The following is a 21,267-nucleotide window of genomic DNA, read 5'->3' on the forward strand; positions in this document are numbered from 1 at the left end:
GCCACTATAGGGCGGAGTAAGGTCTGTTACAGTGATTACTTATGGGCACTTATAAGAAGGAAATTCGTCGGATAAGAGATTGGGTACATCGCTTGAACTAGGAACTACTTAATTACAATGTCTTTCATAAATAGGGTCTGTATTCCAGGCCGATGAAGCTATTAACGCACGAACGAATTTTTATAGCAAGCTTTTCTTTCAACGCATCCAAAGTATTACTGTCGCCGGTAATGAAAACAGGCTCTGCCCCAGACCAGAAACATTTACCTCCCCGCATAAAACCAGGAAAAATACGCATAGGGATGATAAATATAACTTTATTCCTGAATAGCCTGTTTTTTCATCCAGCCTCTTTCAACATCATTTCCCCTGCCTTAAGGCAAAAGGTGATATAATGATGCACCAAAAAAGCCGGAGATAATCAATGAATATTCATAATCTAACCTGGTACCCGGCACAGCGCTCACGTGTTGAAGCCATTATCGGTCAAGCCGTAGTATTGGTTTGTGAGCAAGGCAGGCCGATAAACACACGGACATTACTTGATCTGATGTATGTACAACTCAACGACATGGGAAAAAGAGAAGACATAGAAGGTATGATGACCGCCATTTCAATTCTGGAAAAGAATCAGGACGCTCACGCCAAAGAGTAACATCAGGGTTGTTTGAAAATGGTTATTTGAAAAAAGATAACCTGACTCAATGCACGCTATTGATGAGCCATCATAAAATACCGCTCCGGATAAATGCGCTAAACGACAGTAAACTTAGCAAGCGAATTATTTATTTTTCGAAGAATCGCGTCCCCTAATCGTAAACTGTTGCGGCAGAAATATCCGTATGTCAGTATATAAATATTCGGTTTTGGTAATCGCATATCGATAAATAATATCCTCTTTAAATTATTCACACCTTGTATCTTTCACCGCTCATTTCTTTTTTAATCACTCCAAACGGTTTAGCCTATCAAACAGGCTTAATCGATCGGCAAATTAATCATTTCAATCAATTTAATCAATTGATACAGGCATATTGATCAGTTTTACTGATCGATCAATAATACCGTTTACCTTTGCAAACAGGGAGCGGTGATGATGGTAGATTCAATATTAGACGTAGATGACAGAAGATACTATGTGGCGCAGCCAATCTATAATTGTCAGAACCAAATGTTCGCAGTGGAACTGCTTGCCCGGTATAAGAACAAGGGGGTAAACAGCGAAAAACGCATTCAAAAAATGACGCCATCAGAAAAACAAACCCTGCTTATCGAGCAACTGGAGTGTATTTCACAGAAGCAGTCATACTTTGTCGATCACGACATGCTGGTAACCGTAGACATTGATTTCGTCATGGCGGTATTCCTATTACAGGATCGGTACGCCGGTTACTTGCTGGACAACTTACCATTTATCCATTTGAAAATAAATGAAATATTTCCAAATCTCAATGATGGGATACATAATCCGCTACTCGCAAAACTGTATGAGCGTCACCCACTCTGGCTGGATGATTTAGGCAGAGGGGATGCGAACCTCTATGCCGTGCTCCAATCTATGTTCAGCTATATTAAGTTAGATAAAAAATTCTATTCGGCGATGATGAAAAGCAGACAGGAACATATTTTCCCGGCATTGATTAAAAATATGAAAAAATTCTGTAATGGCATTATTGTTGAAGGCGTACAGGATTATTCAGAATATGAGTATTTAAAACAGTGTGGGGTAGATGGCATGCAAGGACACATATACCCAACATACCTGTTCGATAAGTTATCGGTATTGCCGACGTAAGCATATTCATTGTCACAAGGCATTAGGTATTCACCCGCTCCAAAATCACCTTGATAGCATTAAAAAAACACGTGCCTGACACAACCAAAATGATGTGAAGAAAAAGTTTCCCTGCGCCTTCGCCAATTCAAGCAGAAGCCTTATCACGTCTATTGATATAAAATCATCTCAATTTCATTAGGTCAGCCGAACATTTAAATGTTCTTTCGACATAATCAATTGACGTCTGTCAAGAAAACGGACTGCCTGCCGGGGCTGAACAATTATGATTTCAGCCCCGGTCGATCTTTATGACGTCATCAAAAAGCGATTGAGCTGCCTGTGCAGTTGGTCATTCTCTCTCTTGAGTTCATCAATCTTATCCAGCAATGTCAGCGTCATTGCAATCCCTGACCAGTCTAAATCCAACTCTGCCTGTAACCGCTGCGCGCGCCTGAGGCAACTTACCGCATGGTAATCAAAAACCCAGCTCGATTTATCGGTATCCAACGGAACAATAACACCCAGTCCAACCACTTCAAGCAACTCATCCTGAGAAATATTTACTGACTGACACAGTTCCACCATAGTAAATGTCATTTCTTCAGCCATCGTATTTACTCCCATTCAACCCGAGGATTAAACGCAGCCTGTTCGGCCAACTGTTTCCACAGGGCACTGATCTTTTCATCCGGTTTCGGGGGCATCACCACCTTCAGAATGGCATACATATCGCCCGTCCCTTTCTTACCGACCAACCCTTTCCCCTTAATGCGCAACCGCTTCCCGCTCTGGCTGCCGGCCGGGATCGTCAGGGAAATCTTGCCGGTTAAGGTCGGTACTTCAATACTGGCCCCTAACGCCGCTTCCCAGGGAGCCAATGGCACCACGATGTGCAGATCTTGGCCATCAATATCAAACAACGGATGCGGCGCCATACGGATAATCAGGAATAAATCACCGTTCGGGCCGCCGCCAAATCCCGCGCTCCCCTGTCCTTTTAAACGAATACGCTCGCCATCCCCGACGCCCGCCGGGATTTTCACATTCAGCGTTTTGGTGATTTCTTTTACCTGGCGGCCCAGTTCATCATAAACCGGTAGATGATAAGAAATAGGTCGGGTTTGCTCGGCTAAGGTTTCCTCTAAAAACAGGGGCACCTCCATCTCGAAATCCTGACCGCGGCCGCTGGGTGAAGTATGATCGGACGCTCGCCGCCCCGCCGCCTGACGGCCAAAAATGGATTCAAAAAAATCAGAAAAATCGTGCGGGCTGCCTTCCGAACTATGCCAGGTCTGCTCGCGGCCACCATAGTTCGGCGGCGGTTCGGAAAAGCGGGGATCGTTTCGGTGTACTCTTAGCTCGTCGTATTCAGCGCGGCGCTCGCTGTCTTTCAGCACCTCATACGCTTCGGCGACCTCTTTAAACTTGCTTTCTGCATCCTGCTCAGAGCTGACATCGGGGTGATATTTACGCGCCAGCCTGCGGTAGGCCGTTTTGATCGTTTTCAGATCGGCGGACGGGTCTACTTCCAACGCAGCATAGTAATCTTTAAACTCCATGCGATAATACCCTCAATTCAATGGGTTGTGCGGTAGAAACATTTATCTGTCAGATAGGTTACCTATTCTCTTCAGTGTCCGATATCGATCATACACCTTTAATAAAACAGCCACCTCCCTTAAAAACGTAGTCGATCAGTCGGTCTTTCGGTGCCAACGGCGCAGAGAAATTATCGAAAAAGCGTAGGTAATTCATTGTAAAATTATTCGAGCAATGCGCAATGCCGGCCTCCCCTCTCTGGTCGAGATAAATAACCCGTGCTATCTTGCTAGCAGCACCACCTGCATGTTACCTACCGCTAACATCTGATTAACTCAAGTGTAGAGGATTCGGTTATGGCACGTATGACTGCAAAAGATTTCTCGCCGGAATTGCTTGAACTGTATGATTACTATGCGCATGGAAAAATCACCAAACGTGAATTCGTCTCTATGGCGGCAAAATTCGCCATCGGCGGGATGACCGGCCTGACGCTGCTCAGTATGCTGAGCCCCAATTATGCGCTAGCGCAACAGGTTGAATTCACCGATCCCGCGATCATTCCCGAATATATCCGTTATCCCTCACCCTCAGGGCATGGCGAGGTGCGGGGGTATTTTGTGCGTCCAGCGGCGGCGACCGGCAAAGTTCCGGCGGTCGTGGTGGTGCATGAGAACCGGGGACTGAATCCCTATATAGAAGACGTGGCTCGTCGGGTCGCTAAAGCCGGTTTCATTGCTCTGGCGCCTGATGGACTAAGCTCGGTGGGCGGCTATCCCGGTAATGATGATCAAGGACGCGAGCTGCAACAGCAGATCGATCCGACCAAATTGATGAATGACTTCTTCGCGGCGATCGACTTTATGATGCATCACCCGGACACCACCGGTAAGGTAGGGATCACCGGTTTCTGCTATGGCGGCGGTGTGTCAAATGCGGCAGCGGTCGCTTTTCCCGAACTGGCGGCAGCCGTTCCTTTTTACGGACGTCAGGCGAATCCGCAGGACGTGCCCAAAATCAAAGCCCCGCTACTGATCCACTACGCAGAACTGGATACCCGCATCAACGAAGGTTGGCCCGCCTATGAAGAAGCGCTGAAAGCCGCGGGCAAAACCTATGAGGCCTACATTTATCCAGGCGTTAATCACGGTTTTCATAACGATTCGACGCCGCGCTACGATAAAGCCGCCGCCGAGCTGGCCTGGGATCGCACCATCAACTGGTTTAACCGCTATCTGGCGTGATTGCCGTCATAGGCGGGTGTGCGCACGTTGATGCTATCAGCTATACCCGGGTTTCCCCGGGTATAGCTAGTGAAACATGGCGATCAGAAGTTGTAAGTCAAGCTGGCATGATAGGCGCGGCCCGGCTCGTTATAGGTTGATGCCCCGTCGTTTTCACGATAGACGCGTTTGTCGAACAGGTTGTTGACGCCCGCATTAACCCGCACGTTTTTCGTGATGTCGTAATTCACGCCAAGTCCCACAACGGAATAAGACGCGACTTCCTTATTAGACATGCCGCTGCTGAATTCAGTGCGGTTTTCCGCATTCTGGCGCGGTTTCTGACGTCCATACATCGTCCAGGCCACATTCGCCGATAACTGTTCGGTTACCTGCCAATCCAGTATGGTATTGATGGTGTATTTGGGAATGACAGACAGCGGATTACCGGTATCTTTATTCTCGGAAGTGATCATATAGGTCGCATTGGTACGCCAGTTCAGCGTATCAGGCACCACCGGCACCACCAGATTGGCTTCCAGCCCTTCCACCACCGCTTTGCCGCCGTTTTCCCATTGATAGATATTACGACCGGAAGACGTGGTGCCCAGAGAGTCGAGACCGGAGATGATTTTGTTCTTGTAGTCGTTGCGGAACCAGGTAATCCCGGCGTCATAACCCTCGTAGGTGAACTCCAGCCCAACCTCTTTATTGACGCTGATTTCCGGATCCAGATTGTCATTACCAATCAGATAGCAAGCGACGTTGGTACCGATCGGGCAACCATTGCCGTTGCTGGTCATCAGGTAACCTTCACTGGACTGGTACAGGTTGGGGGCCTTGAATGCCCTGGCGATCCCCGCTTTTAGTGTGAAGTAGTCGCCCAGTTCCTGAGAGGCGTTCAGGCTCGGACTCCAGTTGGCGCCGAACTCGTTGTGATAATCGAGGCGCAGGCCGGGGATGATATTGGTGCCCGGCGCAGCTTCGATATTATCCTCGAAATAAAGGGCGCTCAGCGTCGCGCTGTTTTTGCTGCTGCGCCCATCCGGGTTGCCCGATATGCCACCGATATCCGTATCTGTGGCGCTATAGCCGGTTGCGGCCGGATCGTTAAGCTTGTCGCGGTTCCATTCGGCGCCTAAGGTAGCAGTCTGATCCGCCAGTAAGTGGAACGGAACGTTAGCTTCGAAATTGGCTCGGTAGCTGTCCAGTCTGCTAGTGTCATATTCGGTGCTGTTGGGCGCGCCTTCCGTTCGTCCGGCATAACCTTCGCCCAAGCGGGTATTGTTGGTTTTTTCATAATAAAAACCGGTTCTCGTCTGACCCCAGTCCCAGATGCCGTTATGGGTTACGCCGTAGGTCTGCCGGTACAACCGGTTGGTTTCCTGGCCGTACATATTTTCCACAATATCGGTCTGACCGGCGGGCAGCGAGTCATGGTTACTGTACTGAACATCCCCGGCGTAGATATTGCCCTGACGGCTGTAAGCGTATTCGAAATCCATGATCTGCTGGGGATTGATCTTCCACGACAACAGCGTGTTGATATCTCTGTTGCGCACCCCTTCGCGCCCGGCGGCAGTGGTATCGGCGATGGAACTATTGATATCGGCGGCGTCGGCGTCAGTCTTATTGATATTGCCATACACCCGCATGGTCAGCGTATCGTCGATCAACGGGCCGTTAAGGCTAAAGTTAGCCCGGTTGGTGGCGCCTTCTTTATTATCTTCCGGCTGGTTGGTATACACAGTGAATGAGCCATGCCAGTCGTTGGTGGGGCGTTTGGTAATAATATTCACCACACCGCCCGCCGCGCCGGAACCATAGCGTGCGGCGGCCGGACCGCGCAATACTTCGACCCGCTCGACCATCTCCACCGGCACCCAGTTGGTATCGCCGCGGGTGTCACGTTCACCTGTCCGGCTATAGCGGATGGCATTACGCGAGGAAACCGGTTTGCCGTCGATTAGAATCAGCGTGTTCTCCGGCCCCATGCCGCGGATATCGATCTGGCGATTATTGCCGCGAGCGCCAGTGGCGCTGTTGCCGGTCAGATTAACGCCGGGCATTTTACGAATAAGATCCGACAGGTCATTAACCGGCGGCGATTTCTGAATATCCTCGGCGGTAATGATGGAAACCCCTGGCTGCTGTTTCAGCGCTTCCTCCGCCGTCGCCTGCACTACCATGACATCTTCTTGTGTTTCTTCTGCTGCGTAGACGTTACCGCTCAAAATTCCAGCCAGCAGTACGGCCAATGGTCGCTTAATGTAATTAGTTGTTACATTCATTATATTTATCCCCATTTATGTACATAATTGCAAGCAAAGACTAATGATAATAATAATGATTATCATTGTATATATGTCGGGAAAAACCTCACATTTCCTCCATAATGTGTGGCGTGAAAAGAGGATCGTAATGATGAATACATCAATGGGGATGTCTAATTTATTTATTAAAAACAATTAATTATATAAAAACGTCTTTGCGTAAAGAACGAATAGGCAGTATTTTTTATGGGGTTTATAGGTAACCGCGGACAGGCATTCCTGACAAAGATACCGCTCGGATATGGACGATGATTGCCATACTTGTCATCAAGCGATATTTATCCTGCCATCCTAATGATAAAGACGGTGAGCGTTAGAGAGCGACGCAAGCGCATATATAGCCTACCCTCATTATTACGCTACTTTACCGGAAGAGTGATATATGGTCGTTTTTGATGTGAGTCGGATGGCTATTAATAATTTCCCCATCAGCTACTTAGGAGAGGTCGCCGTACGCTCGATAATCTCATTCTTTTTCGTTTTAACTTTTATCAAACTGATCGGCCGGCGTGGAATTAAGCAAATGACGCCGTTAGAGTTGGTGATCGTTTTATCTCTGGGATCGGCGGCCGGGGATGTGGCTTTATATGACGATACGCCCCTGCTTCCAGTACTGGTGGTGTTTGTTGTGGTTATTTTGCTGTACAAGATGTTTGCATATGCATTGAAGAAAAGTGATTATTTCCAGGAAAAATTTGATGGAAAACCGCTTTTGATTATTGAGGATGGCGTATTGAAATGGCATAGCCTGCAAAAGCAAAGTTTCTCAATGGATGAAGTGATGATGGAGCTGCGGCAGAAAAGCATTGAACAGCTTGGACAGATTAAATTAGCCTTTCTTGAAATAGATGGAAATATCAGCGTATTTGAGCATGAAAAAAAGGACATTAAACCTGGCTTGACCACGTTACCTTTATATCTGTTAGCGATTAAAGAGGAAATAGACGATAAAGGTTATTATTCATGTTGTCACTGTAGTCATACACAATATCATGAAGCGCAAAACCAGCCTGGAAGCAACAAGGAAAAATGTCCCCGGTGTGGGAAAACGCGATGGGTTAAATCAGGGTTTCAGCCTATGGAATAATAAGGTCTTGAATATTTATAGATTACCGAGAGTCTGACACTGACAAATGGTCGACCGAGCAATAATATTTTTATTGCCATCGGCTACCATGGTAGGGAGTTATTTTTTCTTGTGCCACTTGTTATCATCTTTTTTTTCATACTGGTTTTTCACCGCGCTCCATGCCACCTTATGAGCGGTTTCTTCCCTACTGTCATCGCCCCGCCTGTCGTCAGCATCTTTATATTGATCCCAAGCGCTATTGAACGCTTCTTTATATATTTCCTGCGCGTGGGAAGGCAGTACGTTTTTTACATTATCAGGAAGTTGTTCTTTCGATGAATAAGGCATCGCCACCCCCGTCTTTTTTAATTTAAATGTCACTAATAAGATAAAGTATGAGAGGAAATTATTATAATAATGTAAGATTATTCCTAAACAAAAGAGAGAGTGATAAGTGAATATGGAATAATGATTCTCTGTGAAATTATTAATTGAGGGATTACCGGTTTAAATTCTGCTATTTAACTGGGCATTCAATTATATCGATGCCGGGCGTCTAATCTTCTCTTGCGGCGCGACCTATCTCAAGCACTGTAAGCGGCATGGGTATAGAATTTCGCATATAACCAACGCCTATACACATAACTATACAGATTTTGCTAGACGTCGATTTTCCCTGAGCAAACGCAACTCGACTTTAAGCCTTGTAGAGACAGGATGGATGGACTTAGCAGAGGTTGAGAAACTGTAATTGGAGCGAGTGAAGGGAATCGAACCCTCGTATAGAGCTTGGGAAGCTCTCGTTCTACCATTGAACTACACTCGCAACGGGACAGCGCTTGGCATTATAGCGCTATCCCGTTGCCGGGCAAGCAAAAAACCCGGCAAAACTGTTTAGCTTTTGACCGGTTACACGTTTGGCGAGGCAAGTGCGGGGAAAAAAGCGTTATAAAACGCAAACGGCGCGATTAAGCGCCGTTTGGCGACATCCTATTCGTCAGCAGGGAGTATTACTTCTGCGGACGCATCGCCGGGAACAGGATCACGTCGCGGATAGTGTGGCTGTTGGTAAACAACATCACCATCCGGTCGATGCCGATCCCCAGACCGGCGGTCGGCGGCATACCGTGCTCCAGCGCGGTCACGTAGTCTTCGTCGTAGAACATGGCTTCATCATCACCCGCGTCTTTGGCGCTGACCTGCTGGGCAAAGCGTTCGGCCTGATCTTCGGCGTCGTTCAACTCGGAGAAACCGTTGCCAATTTCACGTCCGCCGATGAAGAATTCGAAACGATCGGTGATTGCCGGGTTCTGATCGTTACGGCGCGCCAGCGGCGACACTTCTGCCGGGTATTCGGTAATAAACGTCGGTTGGATCAGGCTGCTTTCCGCGGTTTCTTCAAAGATCTCGGTAACGATGCGACCCAGTCCCCAGCTTTTCTCGATTTTAATGCCCAAAGACCGGGCAATGTCGGACGCTTTATCAAAATCGTCCAGATCGGCAACGTTGGTTTGCGGGCGGTATTTGCAGATCGCTTCGCGCATGGTCAGTTTCTCAAATGGTTTCCCAAAATCGAAACTCTGATCGCCGTATTCGACCGTCGTGGAACCTAATACCTGCTGCGTCAGCGTGCGGAACAGGTTTTCCGTCAGTACAATCAGGTCTTTATAATCGGCATACGCCATATAAAGTTCCATCATGGTGAACTCAGGGTTATGGCGCGGGGAAACCCCTTCGTTACGGAAGTTGCGGTTGATTTCGAACACGCGTTCAAAGCCGCCGACCACCAGACGCTTCAAATACAGTTCCGGCGCAATGCGCAGGTACATATCGATGTCCAGCGCGTTATGATGGGTGATAAACGGACGCGCCGCCGCGCCGCCGGGGATCACCTGCATCATCGGCGTTTCCACTTCCATAAAGCCATTATCGACCATAAAGCTGCGGATCGCCGCCATCACTTTTGAACGAATACGGAAAGTATTGCGCGATTCATCGTTGGCGATCAGATCCAGATAACGCTGACGGTAGCGGGTTTCCTGATCGGCCAGACCGTGGAATTTATCCGGCAGCGGGCGCAGGGCTTTGGTCAGCAAACGCAGTTCGGTACAGTGAACGGAAAGCTCGCCGGTTTTGGTTTTAAACAGTTTGCCGCGCGCGCCGAGGATATCGCCCAAATCCCATTTTTTGAACTGTTCGTTATAAACGCCCGCCGCCAGATCGTCGCGGGAAACGTACAGTTGAATACGTCCGCCCACATCCTGTAACGTCACAAAGGAGGCTTTCCCCATGATACGACGCGTCATCATCCGGCCGGCGACGGTCACTTCAAGGTTCAGCGCTTCCAGCTCTTCGTTTTCTTTGTCGTCATAGTCGGCGTGCAGCAGGTCTGAGGTGCTGTCACGGCGGAAATCATTCGGAAACGCAATGCCGTTTTCACGCAGCGCCGCCAATTTTTCACGCCGCGCTTTCAGTTCGTTATTAAGATCCTGCGCCTGATCGGCACCCTGTGATTGTGATTCAGACATGTGATTCCTTATAGCCCCGCTTTTAAACTTGCTTCAATAAATTTATCCAGATCGCCATCCAGCACCGCCTGGGTATTACGCGTCTCTACTCCGGTACGCAAATCTTTAATGCGCGAATCATCCAGTACATAGGAACGGATCTGGCTGCCCCAGCCGATATCGGACTTGTTATCCTCCATTGCCTGTTTCTCAGCATTTTTCTTTTGCATTTCAAACTCGTACAGCTTGGCTTTCAGCTGTTTCATCGCCTGATCTTTGTTTTTATGCTGGGAACGGTCGTTCTGGCACTGCGTCACGATATTGGTGGGGATATGGGTAATACGTACCGCGGATTCCGTACGGTTTACGTGCTGACCGCCCGCGCCGGAAGCGCGGTAAACGTCAATGCGCAGATCGGCGGGGTTGATTTCGATATCAATGTCGTCATCCACTTCGGGATAAACGAAAGCGGAACTGAACGAGGTATGTCGGCGGCCGCCGGAGTCGAATGGGCTTTTACGCACCAGACGATGTACGCCGGTTTCAGTACGCAGCCAGCCAAAGGCATAATCGCCGATGATTTTGATGGTGGCGGATTTCGTGCCAGCCACTTCACCATCGGACTCTTCAATAATTTCGGTTTTGAAGCCTTTGGCTTCCGCCCAGCGCAGATACATCCGCACCAGCATGCTGGCCCAGTCCTGCGCCTCCGTGCCGCCGGAGCCCGCCTGAATATCCAGGTAGCAGTCTGCGCTGTCATATTCGCCGGAGAACATGCGCCGGAATTCCAACTGGCTTAATTTATTTTCCAGCGCGTCCAGCTCGGCGCTGGTTTCATTGAAGGTGTCTTCGTCGTCTTCTTCCACCGCCAGCTCAAGCAAGCCGGCCACATCTTCCAGCCCCTGGGTCATCTGATCGATGGTATCGACGATAGCTTCCAGCGAGGAACGCTCTTTACCCAGCGCCTGCGCGCGTTCGGGTTCATTCCAGACGTCAGGCTGTTCGAGTTCGGCGTTTACTTCTTCGAGGCGTTCTTTCTTGGCATCATAGTCAAAGATACCCCCTAAGAACGGCGGTACGTTCCGACAGATCCTGAATGCGGTTTTTTACCGGATTAATTTCAAACATGATTTTTTATATTCTTACGTTAAGTCGTCGACAACGGAATGGTATGGCCCTACGGGCATAAACCGGACATTCTAACGGATAACATGCTCAGTTTATATACCCAATAGATGTCGAGTTGCAGGCGCACGGGCTGCAACTTGAAAGATGACGGGTATCGCCTTTCCGCCCGCCGTATTTCGTTCACCGCCTCAGCGCGGCCACAGATGCTGAATCAGCAACTGTACCGAGCGTTTACCGCGAAACTCGTTAATATCCAGCCGATATACCATTTCCACTTCTTTAATGCTCGGATCCGGCCATACGGACGTATCAACATTAAACGCGATGCCATCCAACAAAGGCACCTGCCCTTTGCCGTCAAGCGGTTCAAACATCGCTTTCAAATGGCGCGCTTTTAACAGACGGGGTTGCAGAATACGAAATCGGCCATCGAACGTCGGTTCAGGAAACGCTTGTCCCCAGGGGCCGGCGTAACGCAGCATCTCCGCCGTTGATAACAGATTCAGTTCCGGCAGCGCCAACTCGCCATCAGACCAGACGACGCCTTCGAGTTGAGAAGGATCGAGCCACTCGCCGACCAGTGCGCCGAAACGCTGCCGGAAATCCTCGAACCGATCTTCATGCAGCGAAAGCCCCGCCGCCATGGCATGTCCGCCGAATTTCTGCATCATCCCGGGATACAACGTGTCCAGCCGTTCCAGCGCATCACGCAGATGCAGACCGGCAATGGAACGTCCCGACCCTTTCAGCATGCCATCGCCGGCGGGCGCAAAGGCAATCACCGGACGATGAAAACGCTCTTTAATGCGCGACGCCAGAATCCCGACCACGCCCTGATGCCATTCCGGGTGGTATATCGCCAGTCCGTAAGGCAGCGCGGCGCGAGTACGCTCCAGCGACTCGCACAGGTGCAGCGCTTCCACCTGCATGCTTTGCTCGATTTCACGGCGATCCTGATTCAGCGCGTCCAGATCGCTGGCCAGCATGCGCGCCTGAGTGATGTCGTCACTCAGTAACAACTCCACCCCTACCGTCATATCGTCAAGCCGTCCGGCCGCGTTCAGACGCGGCCCAAGCGCAAACCCCAAATCACTGGCCACCAGTTGACCGGCATCGCGGTTCGCCACTTCCAGCAGCGCCCGAATGCCCGGACGACACTCGCCGGCGCGAATGCGGTTCAACCCTTGCGCGACCAGAATACGGTTATTGGCATCCAGCGGCACCACGTCGGCCACCGTGCCCAGCGCCACCAAATCCAGCAGCTCGGTGAGATTCGGCTTTGGCAATCCTTGTTGCGTAAACCAGCCGCTCTCACGCAGGCGCACAAACAGCGCCATCATCAGATAAAACGTCACCCCCACGCCTGCCAGCGCTTTGGAGGGAAACAGACAATCGGGAAGGTTGGGGTTAATCATCGCATCGGCGTCAGGCAGCGTTTCCCCCGGCAGATGGTGGTCGGTCACCAGCACGGCGATGCCGCGTCGATGCGCTTCCTCGACCCCCGCATGGGAGGAAATCCCGTTATCCACGGTGACAATGATCTCTGCGCCCAACCCGGCTGCCTGCGCGACGACCTCCGGGCTTAGCCCGTAGCCATCTTCAAAACGGTTCGGCACCAGATATTTCACGTTCACGCCGCCCATACTGCGCAGCGCCAGCACGGCGAGCGCGGTGCTGGTGGCGCCGTCGGCGTCAAAGTCGCCGACGATCACCATGCGGCGTTTCTCCGCCAGTGCCCGTTGCAGAAGATCGACCGCTTGCTCAATTCCGCTTAACAAACGGTAATTGTGCAAGCCGCTCAGGCTACGTTCCAGTTCCTGCGCGCCCTTAACGCCGCGCTGCGCATACAGGCGGCGCAGCAATGGCGGAACGGTGTCGGGTAAATCAATGTCCTCCGCCAGCGGACGCCGGCGGAGTTGGGTAATCATTTCCACTTAGCCTCAACCACCGGTTTTCTTCGATGCCTTGTGCGCATCCAGCATCGCCAACATCTCTTGCGGCCCTTGATAACCGGGCACGATCATACCGTCTTCCAGCACAATGGCCGGGGTACCCTGCACGCCAAACTGAACGCCGAGCTGATAGTGCGCGGCGATATTGGTCTTGCAGGTCGCCGGGGAAATCTCTTCGCCTTTCAGCGCGTCATCGAACGCCTTGTTGCGATTAGCCACACACCAGATGGACTGCATATCTTTCTCCGCCTGAGAATTTGGCCCTTGACGCGGGAAAGCCAGATAGCGCACGGTAATGCCCAGCGCGTTGTACTCTTTCATCTGCTCATGCAGTTTGTGGCAGTAGCCGCAGGTGATGTCGGTAAACACGGTTATCACATGTTTTTCCTGCGCCGCTTTATAGACGATCATCTGATCCTGCAACGCATCCATTTTTGCTTTTAAAATCTGACTGGTCACGTTCAGCGGCGCGTTGCCGCTCACGTCGTACAACGGCCCCTGAATAAGATGCTTGCCATCCTCGCTGATATAAAACACGCCGCTGTCGGTCAGCACGGTTTTCATACCCAAAACCGGCGCGTTCTGGATCTGCGCATCCGGCATCCCCAGGCGGGTCATGGTCTGTTTGATCGCCGAATCGTCGGCGTGAGCAAACCCGGCAGCCGTTGCCGCCAATAATAGAGAAAGTAGTCGTAACCCTTTTTTCATTTCATCAATCCTGTTTCGGTAACTACGCCGAAGCGATACGCTGATAACCGACAATCCGGCAACAGCCATCACGCTCGCGGATGATGCCGCTGATGGAGCTGTTTCAGACGCTCCGTCGCAACATGGGTATAAATCTGCGTCGTTGAAAGATCGCTGTGCCCCAGCAACATCTGTACCACCCGTAAGTCCGCGCCGTGGTTCAGCAAATGGGTGGCAAACGCATGACGCAGCACATGCGGCGAAAGTTTTGCGCTATCGATGGAGGCCAGAATCGCATAGTGCTTGATACGATGCCAGAACGTCTGACGCGTCATCTGCCGCGCGCGGTTACTGGGAAACATCACATCCAGCGTCCGCCCGTTGAGCAACCACGGCCGTCCATATTCCAGATACTGTTCAATCCAGTACACCGCCTCTTCACCCAACGGCACCAGCCGTTCTTTATTCCCCTTGCCGATGACCCGCACCACGCCCTGACGCAGGCTGACATCGCCGATGGTCAGCCCCACCAGTTCCGAGACTCGCAGCCCGGTGGCATACAATACCTCAAGCATGGCCTTATCGCGCAATTCCAGCGGTTGATCAACGCTGGGGGCGCTGAGCAGCGCTTCGACCTGGGCCTCGCTCAAATCTTTCGGCAACCGCTGCGGCAGCTTCGGGGATGACAACACGGCGCTGGGATCGTCGCTGCGGATTTTTTCCCGGTAAAGGTACTGGAACAGCCGACGCATGGCGCTCAGTAAACGCGCCGAGCTGGTCGCTTTATACCCGCCTTCGATGCGTTCAGCCAGAAACGATTGCAGATCAATCGCCTGCGCCCGCAGCAAATCGTTATCGTGGTGCGCCAGCCACTCAGCCAGCGACCGGAGATCCAAACGGTAAGAGGCCAGCGTATTTTCCGCCAGATTGCGCTCCAGCCACAGCGCATCAAGAAATTGTTCAATAAATGTCTGATCCTGCGCGTGCATCGCAGTATCCTCTCTAACTCATCGGCCTCCATTATGCCTGAGCAATCCGTTAAGGGGCTAATCATCGTGATATAAAGGCGGCCAACAGACTTTCGACTCGAACACGAAAGAGATAATCGCAAAGATTGACGGATCTCACATATCCCGTGATATCTCACATCGTCATAACATTCTCCGGTAAAAACATCATGTGCTGAGATTATATCTTACACATGCCGTATATGTCGGAATAGGCTCCAGACGCGGCTTTTCTCCGGACGATACCCCTGCGAAATCCCCGTTGAAAAGCACTTTTTTCCATGCATAGAATAAGCGTTCGTGTTGTTAAAAAAGATGAATCACCATGCAAGCCACCATCACCCCCACTATCGACGCAGAGGCCGATGCTTCGCCGGTAAACTCCAGAAGTAAAGTTGTTATCGCCTCTCTGGTGGGTACAGCTATTGAATTTTTTGATTTCTATATCTACGCCACCGCCGCCGTGCTGGTGTTTCCCCATATCTTCTTTCCGCAGGGCGATCCGGCGGCGGCCACGCTACAGTCTCTGGCGACGTTTGCGATTGCCTTTATCGCCCGGCCGATTGGCTCAGCGCTATTCGGTCATTTCGGCGACCGCGCGGGCCGTAAGGTTACGCTGGTGGCGTCGTTGCTGACCATGGGTATTTCAACCGTACTGATCGGTCTGCTGCCCAGCTATGAAACCATTGGCATCCTTGCTCCCATCCTGCTGGCGCTGGCGCGTTTCGGACAGGGCCTGGGTCTGGGCGGCGAATGGGGCGGCGCGGCGCTGCTGGCGACCGAAAACGCGCCGGCCCACAAGCGGGCATTGTACGGTTCATTCCCTCAGCTTGGCGCCCCGATCGGCTTCTTCTTCGCCAACGGCACCTTCCTGCTGCTCTCCTGGCTATTGACCGACGAGCAATTCATGCAGTGGGGCTGGCGCGTGCCGTTCATTTTCTCCGCCGTGCTGGTGTTAATCGGTCTGTACGTGCGCGTCTCCCTGCACGAAACGCCGGTCTTCGCCAAAGTCGCCAAAGCGGGCAAGCAAGTGCGGATCCCCATTGGAACGCTGTTCAGTAAACATATGAAAGCCACCATTCTTGGCACTTTCATCATGCTGGCGACCTACACGCTGTTCTACATCATGACCGTTTACTCCATGACCTACGGCACCACGCCGTCGCCAAGAGGGCTGGGATTCTCGCGCAACACCTTCCTGTGGATGCTGATGATCGCCGTCATTGCCTTCGCCGTCATCATCCCTTTGTCGGGGTATCTGGCCGACATCTTCGGACGGCGTAAAACCATGATTACCGTTACCTGCCTGATGCTGGTGTTCGCCATGCTGTTCCCGTCAATGCTGGGTTCCGGCAATCAGGCCATGGTGATGGCTTTCCTGATCTGCGGCATGGGCATGATGGGGTTGACGTTCGGCCCGATGGGCGCGCTGCTGCCGGAGTTGTTCCCAACGGAAGTGCGTTATACCGGGGCATCGTTCTCCTATAACGTGTCGTCCATTCTCGGCGCCTCCATCGCTCCCTATATCGCCACCTGGCTGACGGTGACTTACGGCCTGTTCTATGTGGGGATTTATCTGGCGGCCATGGCGTCGCTGACGCTGATCGCCTTGCTGTTGAGCAAAGAAACCCGCCATCAATCGCTTGGCTAAATCGATCTGACGGCAGTGAAGGCGACGGCCTTCACTGCGTCTTTCTTTCCTCCGCCCATCATTTTAGAATACCCGCTTCTGACTCCCTCATTTACTTCGACCAGGAACGACTTCCCTACCGCCTATGAAAATCGGTCTGTTTTACGGCTCAAGCACCTGCTATACCGAAATGGCAGCAGAAAAAATCCGCGACACGCTGGGTGAAGATCTGGTGGATCTGCATAACGTTAAAGATGTCGATCCGCAACGTATGGAAGAGTACGACATGCTGATCCTCGGCATTCCGACCTGGGATTTTGGCGAACTTCAGGAAGATTGGGAGGCTATCTGGCCACAGTTACCCACCCTCAGGCTGAGCGGCAAGATCGTGGCGTTGTATGGTATGGGCGACCAGTTAGGGTACGGCGAGTGGTTTCTTGATGCGTTAGGGATGTTGCACGACCAGTTACTGCCGCTGGGGGTGAAGTTTATCGGCTATTGGCCGGTGGCAGGTTATGACTTCACCAGCCCGAAACCGCTGACCGCCGATGGCAAGCAGTTTGTCGGGCTGGCGCTGGATGAAGTCAATCAGTACGATCTCAGCGACGAGCGAATCGCGCAATGGTGCGAGCAGATTCTGCTGGAAATGGAACCGCTGCTGTAAACGCCATCACCGCTTCTGCTTCTGTAGCCACCATCTTGCGCGCGCAGGCGTATCAAAAAAACTCCAGGCCACGAAGCGGCTCTGTTTCTGCCCCTGCGCCATATTGATGGTTCTGACTTTCTCTGCCCCGGCGCTTTCCAGCGCACGATAAAGGTCGGGCAGGTTTTCTTTGCGCGATACCAGCGAGGTGAACCACAGGCACTGGCGGGCAAAGCTGGCGCTCTCGCCGATCATCTGACTGATAAACGCGGTTTCCCCGCCGTCGCACCACAACTCATCCTGTTGACCGCCGAAGTTGAGCGGCGAGTTTTTATCCAGACCAAGATTATGCAGTTTGCGCTGCGATCCTTGCCGCGCATCGGCGGCGGAAGCGTGGAACGGCGGGTTACACAGCACTGCGTCAAAGATTTCGTTCTTATGAATGATACCGGCAAGAATCGCTTTGCTGTTTTTCTGACGACGTAACCGAATAGCCCGATTCAGGCCGGGATTCGCTTCAATGGTGGCATTGGCGGCCTGCATCGCCTGCGGATTAATTTCGCTACCGGTAAAACGCCAGCCATATTCCCGATAACCAATCAGCGGATAAATACAGTTGGCGCCGCAACCGACATCCAGCACCGACGCCTCACGCGGCACCACGGATTGATTGTCTTCCGCCAGCAGATCGGCCAGATGGTGAACGTAATCCGCCCGGCCGGGCACCGGCGGGCAGAGAAAACCATCGGGAATAATCCAGTGTTCAATCTGATAGAAATGGTGCAATAGCGCCTGATTGAGCACCTTAACGGCCTGCGGATCGGAAAAATCAACCGATTCGTCGCCGTAGGCATTCACCTTCACAAAGGGGATCAGCGCCGGGTGGATTTGTTTTAGCGCGGGAAAGTCATATCGACCGCGGTGGCGGTTACGCGGGTGCAGCACATTTTTTTGCACGGCATGTTTATCAGCGGGCGTTGTCATCGGCTTCTCTCTTATTCAATGCCGCGTAAGATACCTGCTGCGCTAATCGAGGTAAATCACTGCCGTTATTTTTTATGCTGCAACAGCAACTGGCGCAGGTGCCGCCACTCTTCTTCGTCCATGCTGTCCGACGCCAGCCACAGGCGCTGCCGCCCTTTACCCTCCGTCGATTTCAGCGACAGCAAAATGCCATGCTTCAACATCCACGGACGTTTGATAATCAGCCATTCCCGCCGCTGCCAACGCAGGAGCGTGTCGCCGAGTAATGAAATTTCCCCCTGGCGGGATTTGATATTGCGCTGGCTGCGGATAAAACCGAACACCACCAGCGTGACCAGCCCCAGCCACAGCACGGTATAGCTGTCCGGCCAGGGAGCCAGCAGTATCAGTAAAACCAGCAGTCCGTGCACAACCAACGAGAAAAGCTGCATGCGCCAGGAAACGCGAAGGTCACATTGCCACTGGGCCACGGTCTTTGTTTCGCGTCTGGATAAGGGAGATCATACGTTTCAGATCCTGATCTTGCGGTTCACCGTGATTCATCAGCCAGTTAAACAGATCCGGATCGTCACACTGCAACAGGCGGACGAATGTTCGCTTGTCATCATCGCTTAATGCATCATAGTCATGCTCAAAAAAAGGCATGATAGAAATATCCAACTCTCGCATACCGCGTCGACATGCCCAATGAATCCGTGATTTGTTATCGATTTCCATGCTTATACCACCTTGTTATCGATGCTGACTATCAGTGTAACCTGATTTCAGCAACAGGTATTCAACAAATAGTAACACTTTGACATATTTTAGCGTCGCATTGCGCGCCGCATCGCAGACCTGACCGCACAATAACCCCTTGCAAACCCCGGCCGCTCTTTTACCATTAGGCCATTCGCTTATCGTATCGCGCGCAGGATTGTACTATGGCTAATCAACCGTCTTTTACTTCACTACCCCCGTTTGCCTCGGCTCATTTACCCGCGACCCTGATCTCGCTTGACGACTGGGCATTGGTCACATTAAGCGGCCCCGACACCGTCAAGTACCTTCAGGGGCAGGTCACCGCCGATGTGGCCGCGCTACCGGCCGACCAGCATATACTCTGTGCCCACTGTGACGCCAAAGGGAAAATGTGGAGCGATCTGCGTTTATTCCAGCGTGGGGAAGGTTTCGCCTTTATCGAACGGCGCAACCTGCGCGACACCCAACTCAACGAGCTGAAAAAATACGCCGTTTTTTCTAAAACCACGATTGCCGCAGACGACGATGTCATTCTGCTGGGCGCCGCCGGCGCGCAAATCCGTGAACTGCTGGGCCCGATTTTCGATATCCTGCCGGACGCCGAGCATCCGGTGGTTCAATATCAAGGCGCCACCCTGCTGCATTTTTCTCATCCGGCGGAGCGTTTCCTGCTGGTGCTGAACGCAGAGCAGAGCGCTGCGCTGCTGGAACGGCTGGCGGACAAAACCGGGTTAAATGATAGCCGCCAATGGCTGGCTTTGGATATTGAATCCGGTCTGCCGATCATTGACAGCGCAAACAGTGCGCAGTTCATCCCGCAAGCGGCTAATTTACAGGCATTAAACGGGATTAGCTTCAGTAAAGGCTGTTATGCCGGACAGGAAATGGTTGCCCGGGCCAAATACCGGGGGGCCAATAAACGCGCGCTTTACTGGCTGGCCGGCCAGGCAAGCCGGGTTCCCGAAGCGGGAGAAGATCTTGAATTACAACTGGGAGAAAACTGGCGGCGCACCGGCAGCGTACTGGCGGCCTGCCGCTTACAGGATGAAAGCGTATGGGTACAGGCGGTGCTGAACAACGATCTGGACGCCGACAGCCTGTTACGCGTGCGGGATGACGCCGACAGTCAACTGGCGATCCAACCCCTGCCTTACGCAATAACCGACTGAACGTAGCCTCGGATGCCTGCTGCCGCAGGCATCGCTATTTCCGCGCTACACGTACAGGTAAATTGCCAAAAAATGGCAAACGCTGCCGCCCAGCACAAAACCGTGCCAGATGGCGTGGTTGTAGGGAATGCGCTGGCTGGCATAAAAAATCACCCCCAACGTATAAATGACGCCGCCTATCGCCAGCAGCGTCACGCCGCCGATGGACAGCGTCATAACCAGCTGATAAATCACCACTAACGACAGCCAGCCCATCGCCAGATAGGTAATCAGCGACAGCACTTCAAAACGGTGCGCGAACGCCAGTTTAAAGATCACCCCCGCCAGCGCCATACTCCAGATCACCACCATCAGCCCGCGGGCCAGCGGCGAATCAAGCCCCACCAGCAGGAAAGGCGTATAAGTACCGGCAATCAGCACGTAAATCGCACAGTGATCAAACTTCTTCAGCCAGGGTTTGGCGCGCGGCGAAGGAATGGCGTGATACAACGTTGAAGCCAGAAACAACAGAATAATGCTTCCGCCGTACAGGCTATAGCTGGTGATGGCGACGCTATCCGCGCCATTGTTCACCGCCTGCACCAACAGCAGAACCAGACCGACAATACCGAAAACCAGGCCGATTCCATGACTGATGCTGTTGGCGATTTCCTCCGCCAGTGAATACCCTGATTCCCACAAATTCTTTGACATGTTTACCTTAATGAGCAGTAGCGCAGGCTATCGAAGCGCAATAAGCCGACGGTTAACGAACGCATTGGTATAACCTTTGAGCAGATTAACTGAGAATAGTTTCAGTGTACACGTGTAAGCTAAAATAATTATTATTACCCTCCTACGCAATTTTTAGCGTAATCAAGCGTATAAATTTCCGATCG

At 51.8% G+C, this 21,267-nt stretch carries 20 protein-coding genes and 1 tRNA gene; 7 read left to right on the top strand and 14 right to left on the bottom strand.

Annotated features, from left to right (window positions below; all coding sequences use genetic code 11):
• Positions 1-424: 424 nt before the first annotated feature.
• Together HOY33_RS10050 and HOY33_RS10055 are read left to right on the top strand one after the other, a co-directional pair.
• Complete coding sequence (locus HOY33_RS10050) at positions 425-655, top strand: hypothetical protein (protein ID WP_172290093.1); 231 nt, start codon at positions 425-427, stop codon at positions 653-655.
• Positions 656-1,093: 438 nt separating this feature from the next.
• Entirely contained in the window at positions 1,094-1,795 is a 702-nt protein-coding gene (locus HOY33_RS10055; protein ID WP_253906954.1) for an EAL domain-containing protein, read from the top strand.
• Between the two features lie 288 nt (positions 1,796-2,083).
• Here HOY33_RS10055 and HOY33_RS10060 read toward each other — a convergent pair whose 3' ends face one another.
• A complete protein-coding gene (locus HOY33_RS10060) occupies positions 2,084-2,386 on the bottom strand; it encodes a chaperone modulator CbpM (protein WP_172290094.1) in 303 nt (100 codons plus the stop codon).
• 5 nt (positions 2,387-2,391) lie between these two features.
• The gene (gene cbpA / locus HOY33_RS10065; protein ID WP_172290095.1) at positions 2,392-3,336 is read right to left on the bottom strand and encodes a curved DNA-binding protein; all 945 of its coding nucleotides are present in this window, start codon (positions 3,334-3,336) and stop codon (positions 2,392-2,394) included.
• Between the two features lie 336 nt (positions 3,337-3,672).
• Between cbpA and yghX the strand changes: the two genes are divergently transcribed.
• Positions 3,673-4,560: a YghX family hydrolase gene (gene yghX / locus HOY33_RS10070; protein ID WP_172290096.1), complete on the top strand. Its 888-nt coding sequence runs from the start codon at positions 3,673-3,675 to the stop codon at positions 4,558-4,560.
• An 83-nt stretch (positions 4,561-4,643) separates the two neighbouring features.
• Here the strand turns inward: yghX and HOY33_RS10075 are convergent, their stop codons facing one another.
• Entirely contained in the window at positions 4,644-6,830 is a 2,187-nt protein-coding gene (locus HOY33_RS10075; RefSeq protein ID WP_172290097.1) for a TonB-dependent siderophore receptor, read from the bottom strand.
• 424 nt (positions 6,831-7,254) lie between these two features.
• On the opposite strand from HOY33_RS10075, the gene HOY33_RS10080 reads away from it, so the two are divergent.
• A complete protein-coding gene (locus HOY33_RS10080) occupies positions 7,255-7,959 on the top strand; it encodes a DUF421 domain-containing protein (protein WP_172290098.1) in 705 nt (234 codons plus the stop codon).
• A 99-nt stretch (positions 7,960-8,058) separates the two neighbouring features.
• Here HOY33_RS10080 and chaB read toward each other — a convergent pair whose 3' ends face one another.
• The 7 genes from chaB to xerD all read right to left on the bottom strand — a co-directional run bounded on the left by chaB (position 8,059) and on the right by xerD (position 15,204).
• Positions 8,059-8,289, bottom strand: coding sequence for a putative cation transport regulator ChaB (chaB, locus tag HOY33_RS10085; protein WP_172290099.1), 231 nt, complete (start codon positions 8,287-8,289; stop codon positions 8,059-8,061).
• 404 nt (positions 8,290-8,693) lie between these two features.
• A tRNA-Gly gene (locus tag HOY33_RS10090) sits at positions 8,694-8,767 on the bottom strand.
• Positions 8,768-8,951: 184 nt separating this feature from the next.
• Positions 8,952-10,469 carry a lysine--tRNA ligase gene (gene lysS, locus HOY33_RS10095; protein ID WP_172290100.1) on the bottom strand — a complete coding sequence of 506 codons (1,518 nt, stop codon included), beginning with the start codon at positions 10,467-10,469 and terminating at the stop codon, positions 8,952-8,954.
• A gap of 8 nt (positions 10,470-10,477) precedes the next feature.
• Positions 10,478-11,576 (bottom strand): peptide chain release factor 2 gene (gene prfB / locus HOY33_RS10100; protein ID WP_172290101.1). Its coding sequence is split into 2 segments (ribosomal slippage): positions 10,478-11,500 and positions 11,502-11,576, totalling 1,098 coding nucleotides; the frame shifts between segments, so codons are not numbered across the junction.
• A gap of 188 nt (positions 11,577-11,764) precedes the next feature.
• The gene (gene recJ, locus HOY33_RS10105; protein ID WP_172290102.1) at positions 11,765-13,510 is read right to left on the bottom strand and encodes a single-stranded-DNA-specific exonuclease RecJ; all 1,746 of its coding nucleotides are present in this window, start codon (positions 13,508-13,510) and stop codon (positions 11,765-11,767) included.
• Positions 13,511-13,516: 6 nt separating this feature from the next.
• On the bottom strand, positions 13,517-14,236 hold the full coding sequence (dsbC, locus tag HOY33_RS10110) for a bifunctional protein-disulfide isomerase/oxidoreductase DsbC (protein ID WP_172290103.1): 720 nt from the start codon (positions 14,234-14,236) through the stop codon (positions 13,517-13,519).
• A 68-nt stretch (positions 14,237-14,304) separates the two neighbouring features.
• Positions 14,305-15,204 (bottom strand): site-specific tyrosine recombinase XerD, encoded by a 900-nt coding sequence (gene xerD / locus HOY33_RS10115; RefSeq protein ID WP_172290104.1) that lies wholly within the window; start codon positions 15,202-15,204, stop codon positions 14,305-14,307.
• Positions 15,205-15,547: 343 nt separating this feature from the next.
• On the opposite strand from xerD, the gene HOY33_RS10120 reads away from it, so the two are divergent.
• Together HOY33_RS10120 and fldB are read left to right on the top strand one after the other, a co-directional pair.
• Positions 15,548-16,873 carry an MFS transporter gene (locus HOY33_RS10120; RefSeq protein WP_172290105.1) on the top strand — a complete coding sequence of 442 codons (1,326 nt, stop codon included), beginning with the start codon at positions 15,548-15,550 and terminating at the stop codon, positions 16,871-16,873.
• 124 nt (positions 16,874-16,997) lie between these two features.
• Entirely contained in the window at positions 16,998-17,516 is a 519-nt protein-coding gene (fldB, locus tag HOY33_RS10125) for a flavodoxin FldB (RefSeq protein WP_172290106.1), read from the top strand.
• A 6-nt stretch (positions 17,517-17,522) separates the two neighbouring features.
• On the opposite strand, the gene rlmF is transcribed toward fldB, so the two are convergent.
• From rlmF to sdhE, 3 genes are all read right to left on the bottom strand, one after another.
• Complete coding sequence (gene rlmF, locus HOY33_RS10130) at positions 17,523-18,479, bottom strand: 23S rRNA (adenine(1618)-N(6))-methyltransferase RlmF (protein ID WP_172290107.1); 957 nt, start codon at positions 18,477-18,479, stop codon at positions 17,523-17,525.
• Between the two features lie 65 nt (positions 18,480-18,544).
• Complete coding sequence (locus HOY33_RS10135; protein ID WP_172290108.1) at positions 18,545-18,949, bottom strand: protein YgfX; 405 nt, start codon at positions 18,947-18,949, stop codon at positions 18,545-18,547.
• Positions 18,930-19,196: an FAD assembly factor SdhE gene (sdhE, locus tag HOY33_RS10140; protein ID WP_172290109.1), complete on the bottom strand. Its 267-nt coding sequence runs from the start codon at positions 19,194-19,196 to the stop codon at positions 18,930-18,932. The genes HOY33_RS10135 and sdhE overlap by 20 nt, the downstream gene beginning before the upstream one ends.
• A gap of 206 nt (positions 19,197-19,402) precedes the next feature.
• Here sdhE and ygfZ point away from each other — a divergent pair, with 206 nt between their 5' ends.
• Positions 19,403-20,389, top strand: coding sequence for a tRNA-modifying protein YgfZ (ygfZ, locus tag HOY33_RS10145; RefSeq protein ID WP_172290110.1), 987 nt, complete (start codon positions 19,403-19,405; stop codon positions 20,387-20,389).
• 45 nt (positions 20,390-20,434) lie between these two features.
• Here ygfZ and HOY33_RS10150 read toward each other — a convergent pair whose 3' ends face one another.
• Positions 20,435-21,082, bottom strand: coding sequence for a hemolysin III family protein (locus HOY33_RS10150; protein ID WP_172290111.1), 648 nt, complete (start codon positions 21,080-21,082; stop codon positions 20,435-20,437).
• Between the last annotated feature and the right edge of the window lie 185 nt (positions 21,083-21,267).

The organism is Brenneria sp. hezel4-2-4 (assembly GCF_013155275.1).
In the GTDB taxonomy this organism is placed as follows: domain Bacteria; phylum Pseudomonadota; class Gammaproteobacteria; order Enterobacterales; family Enterobacteriaceae; genus Brenneria.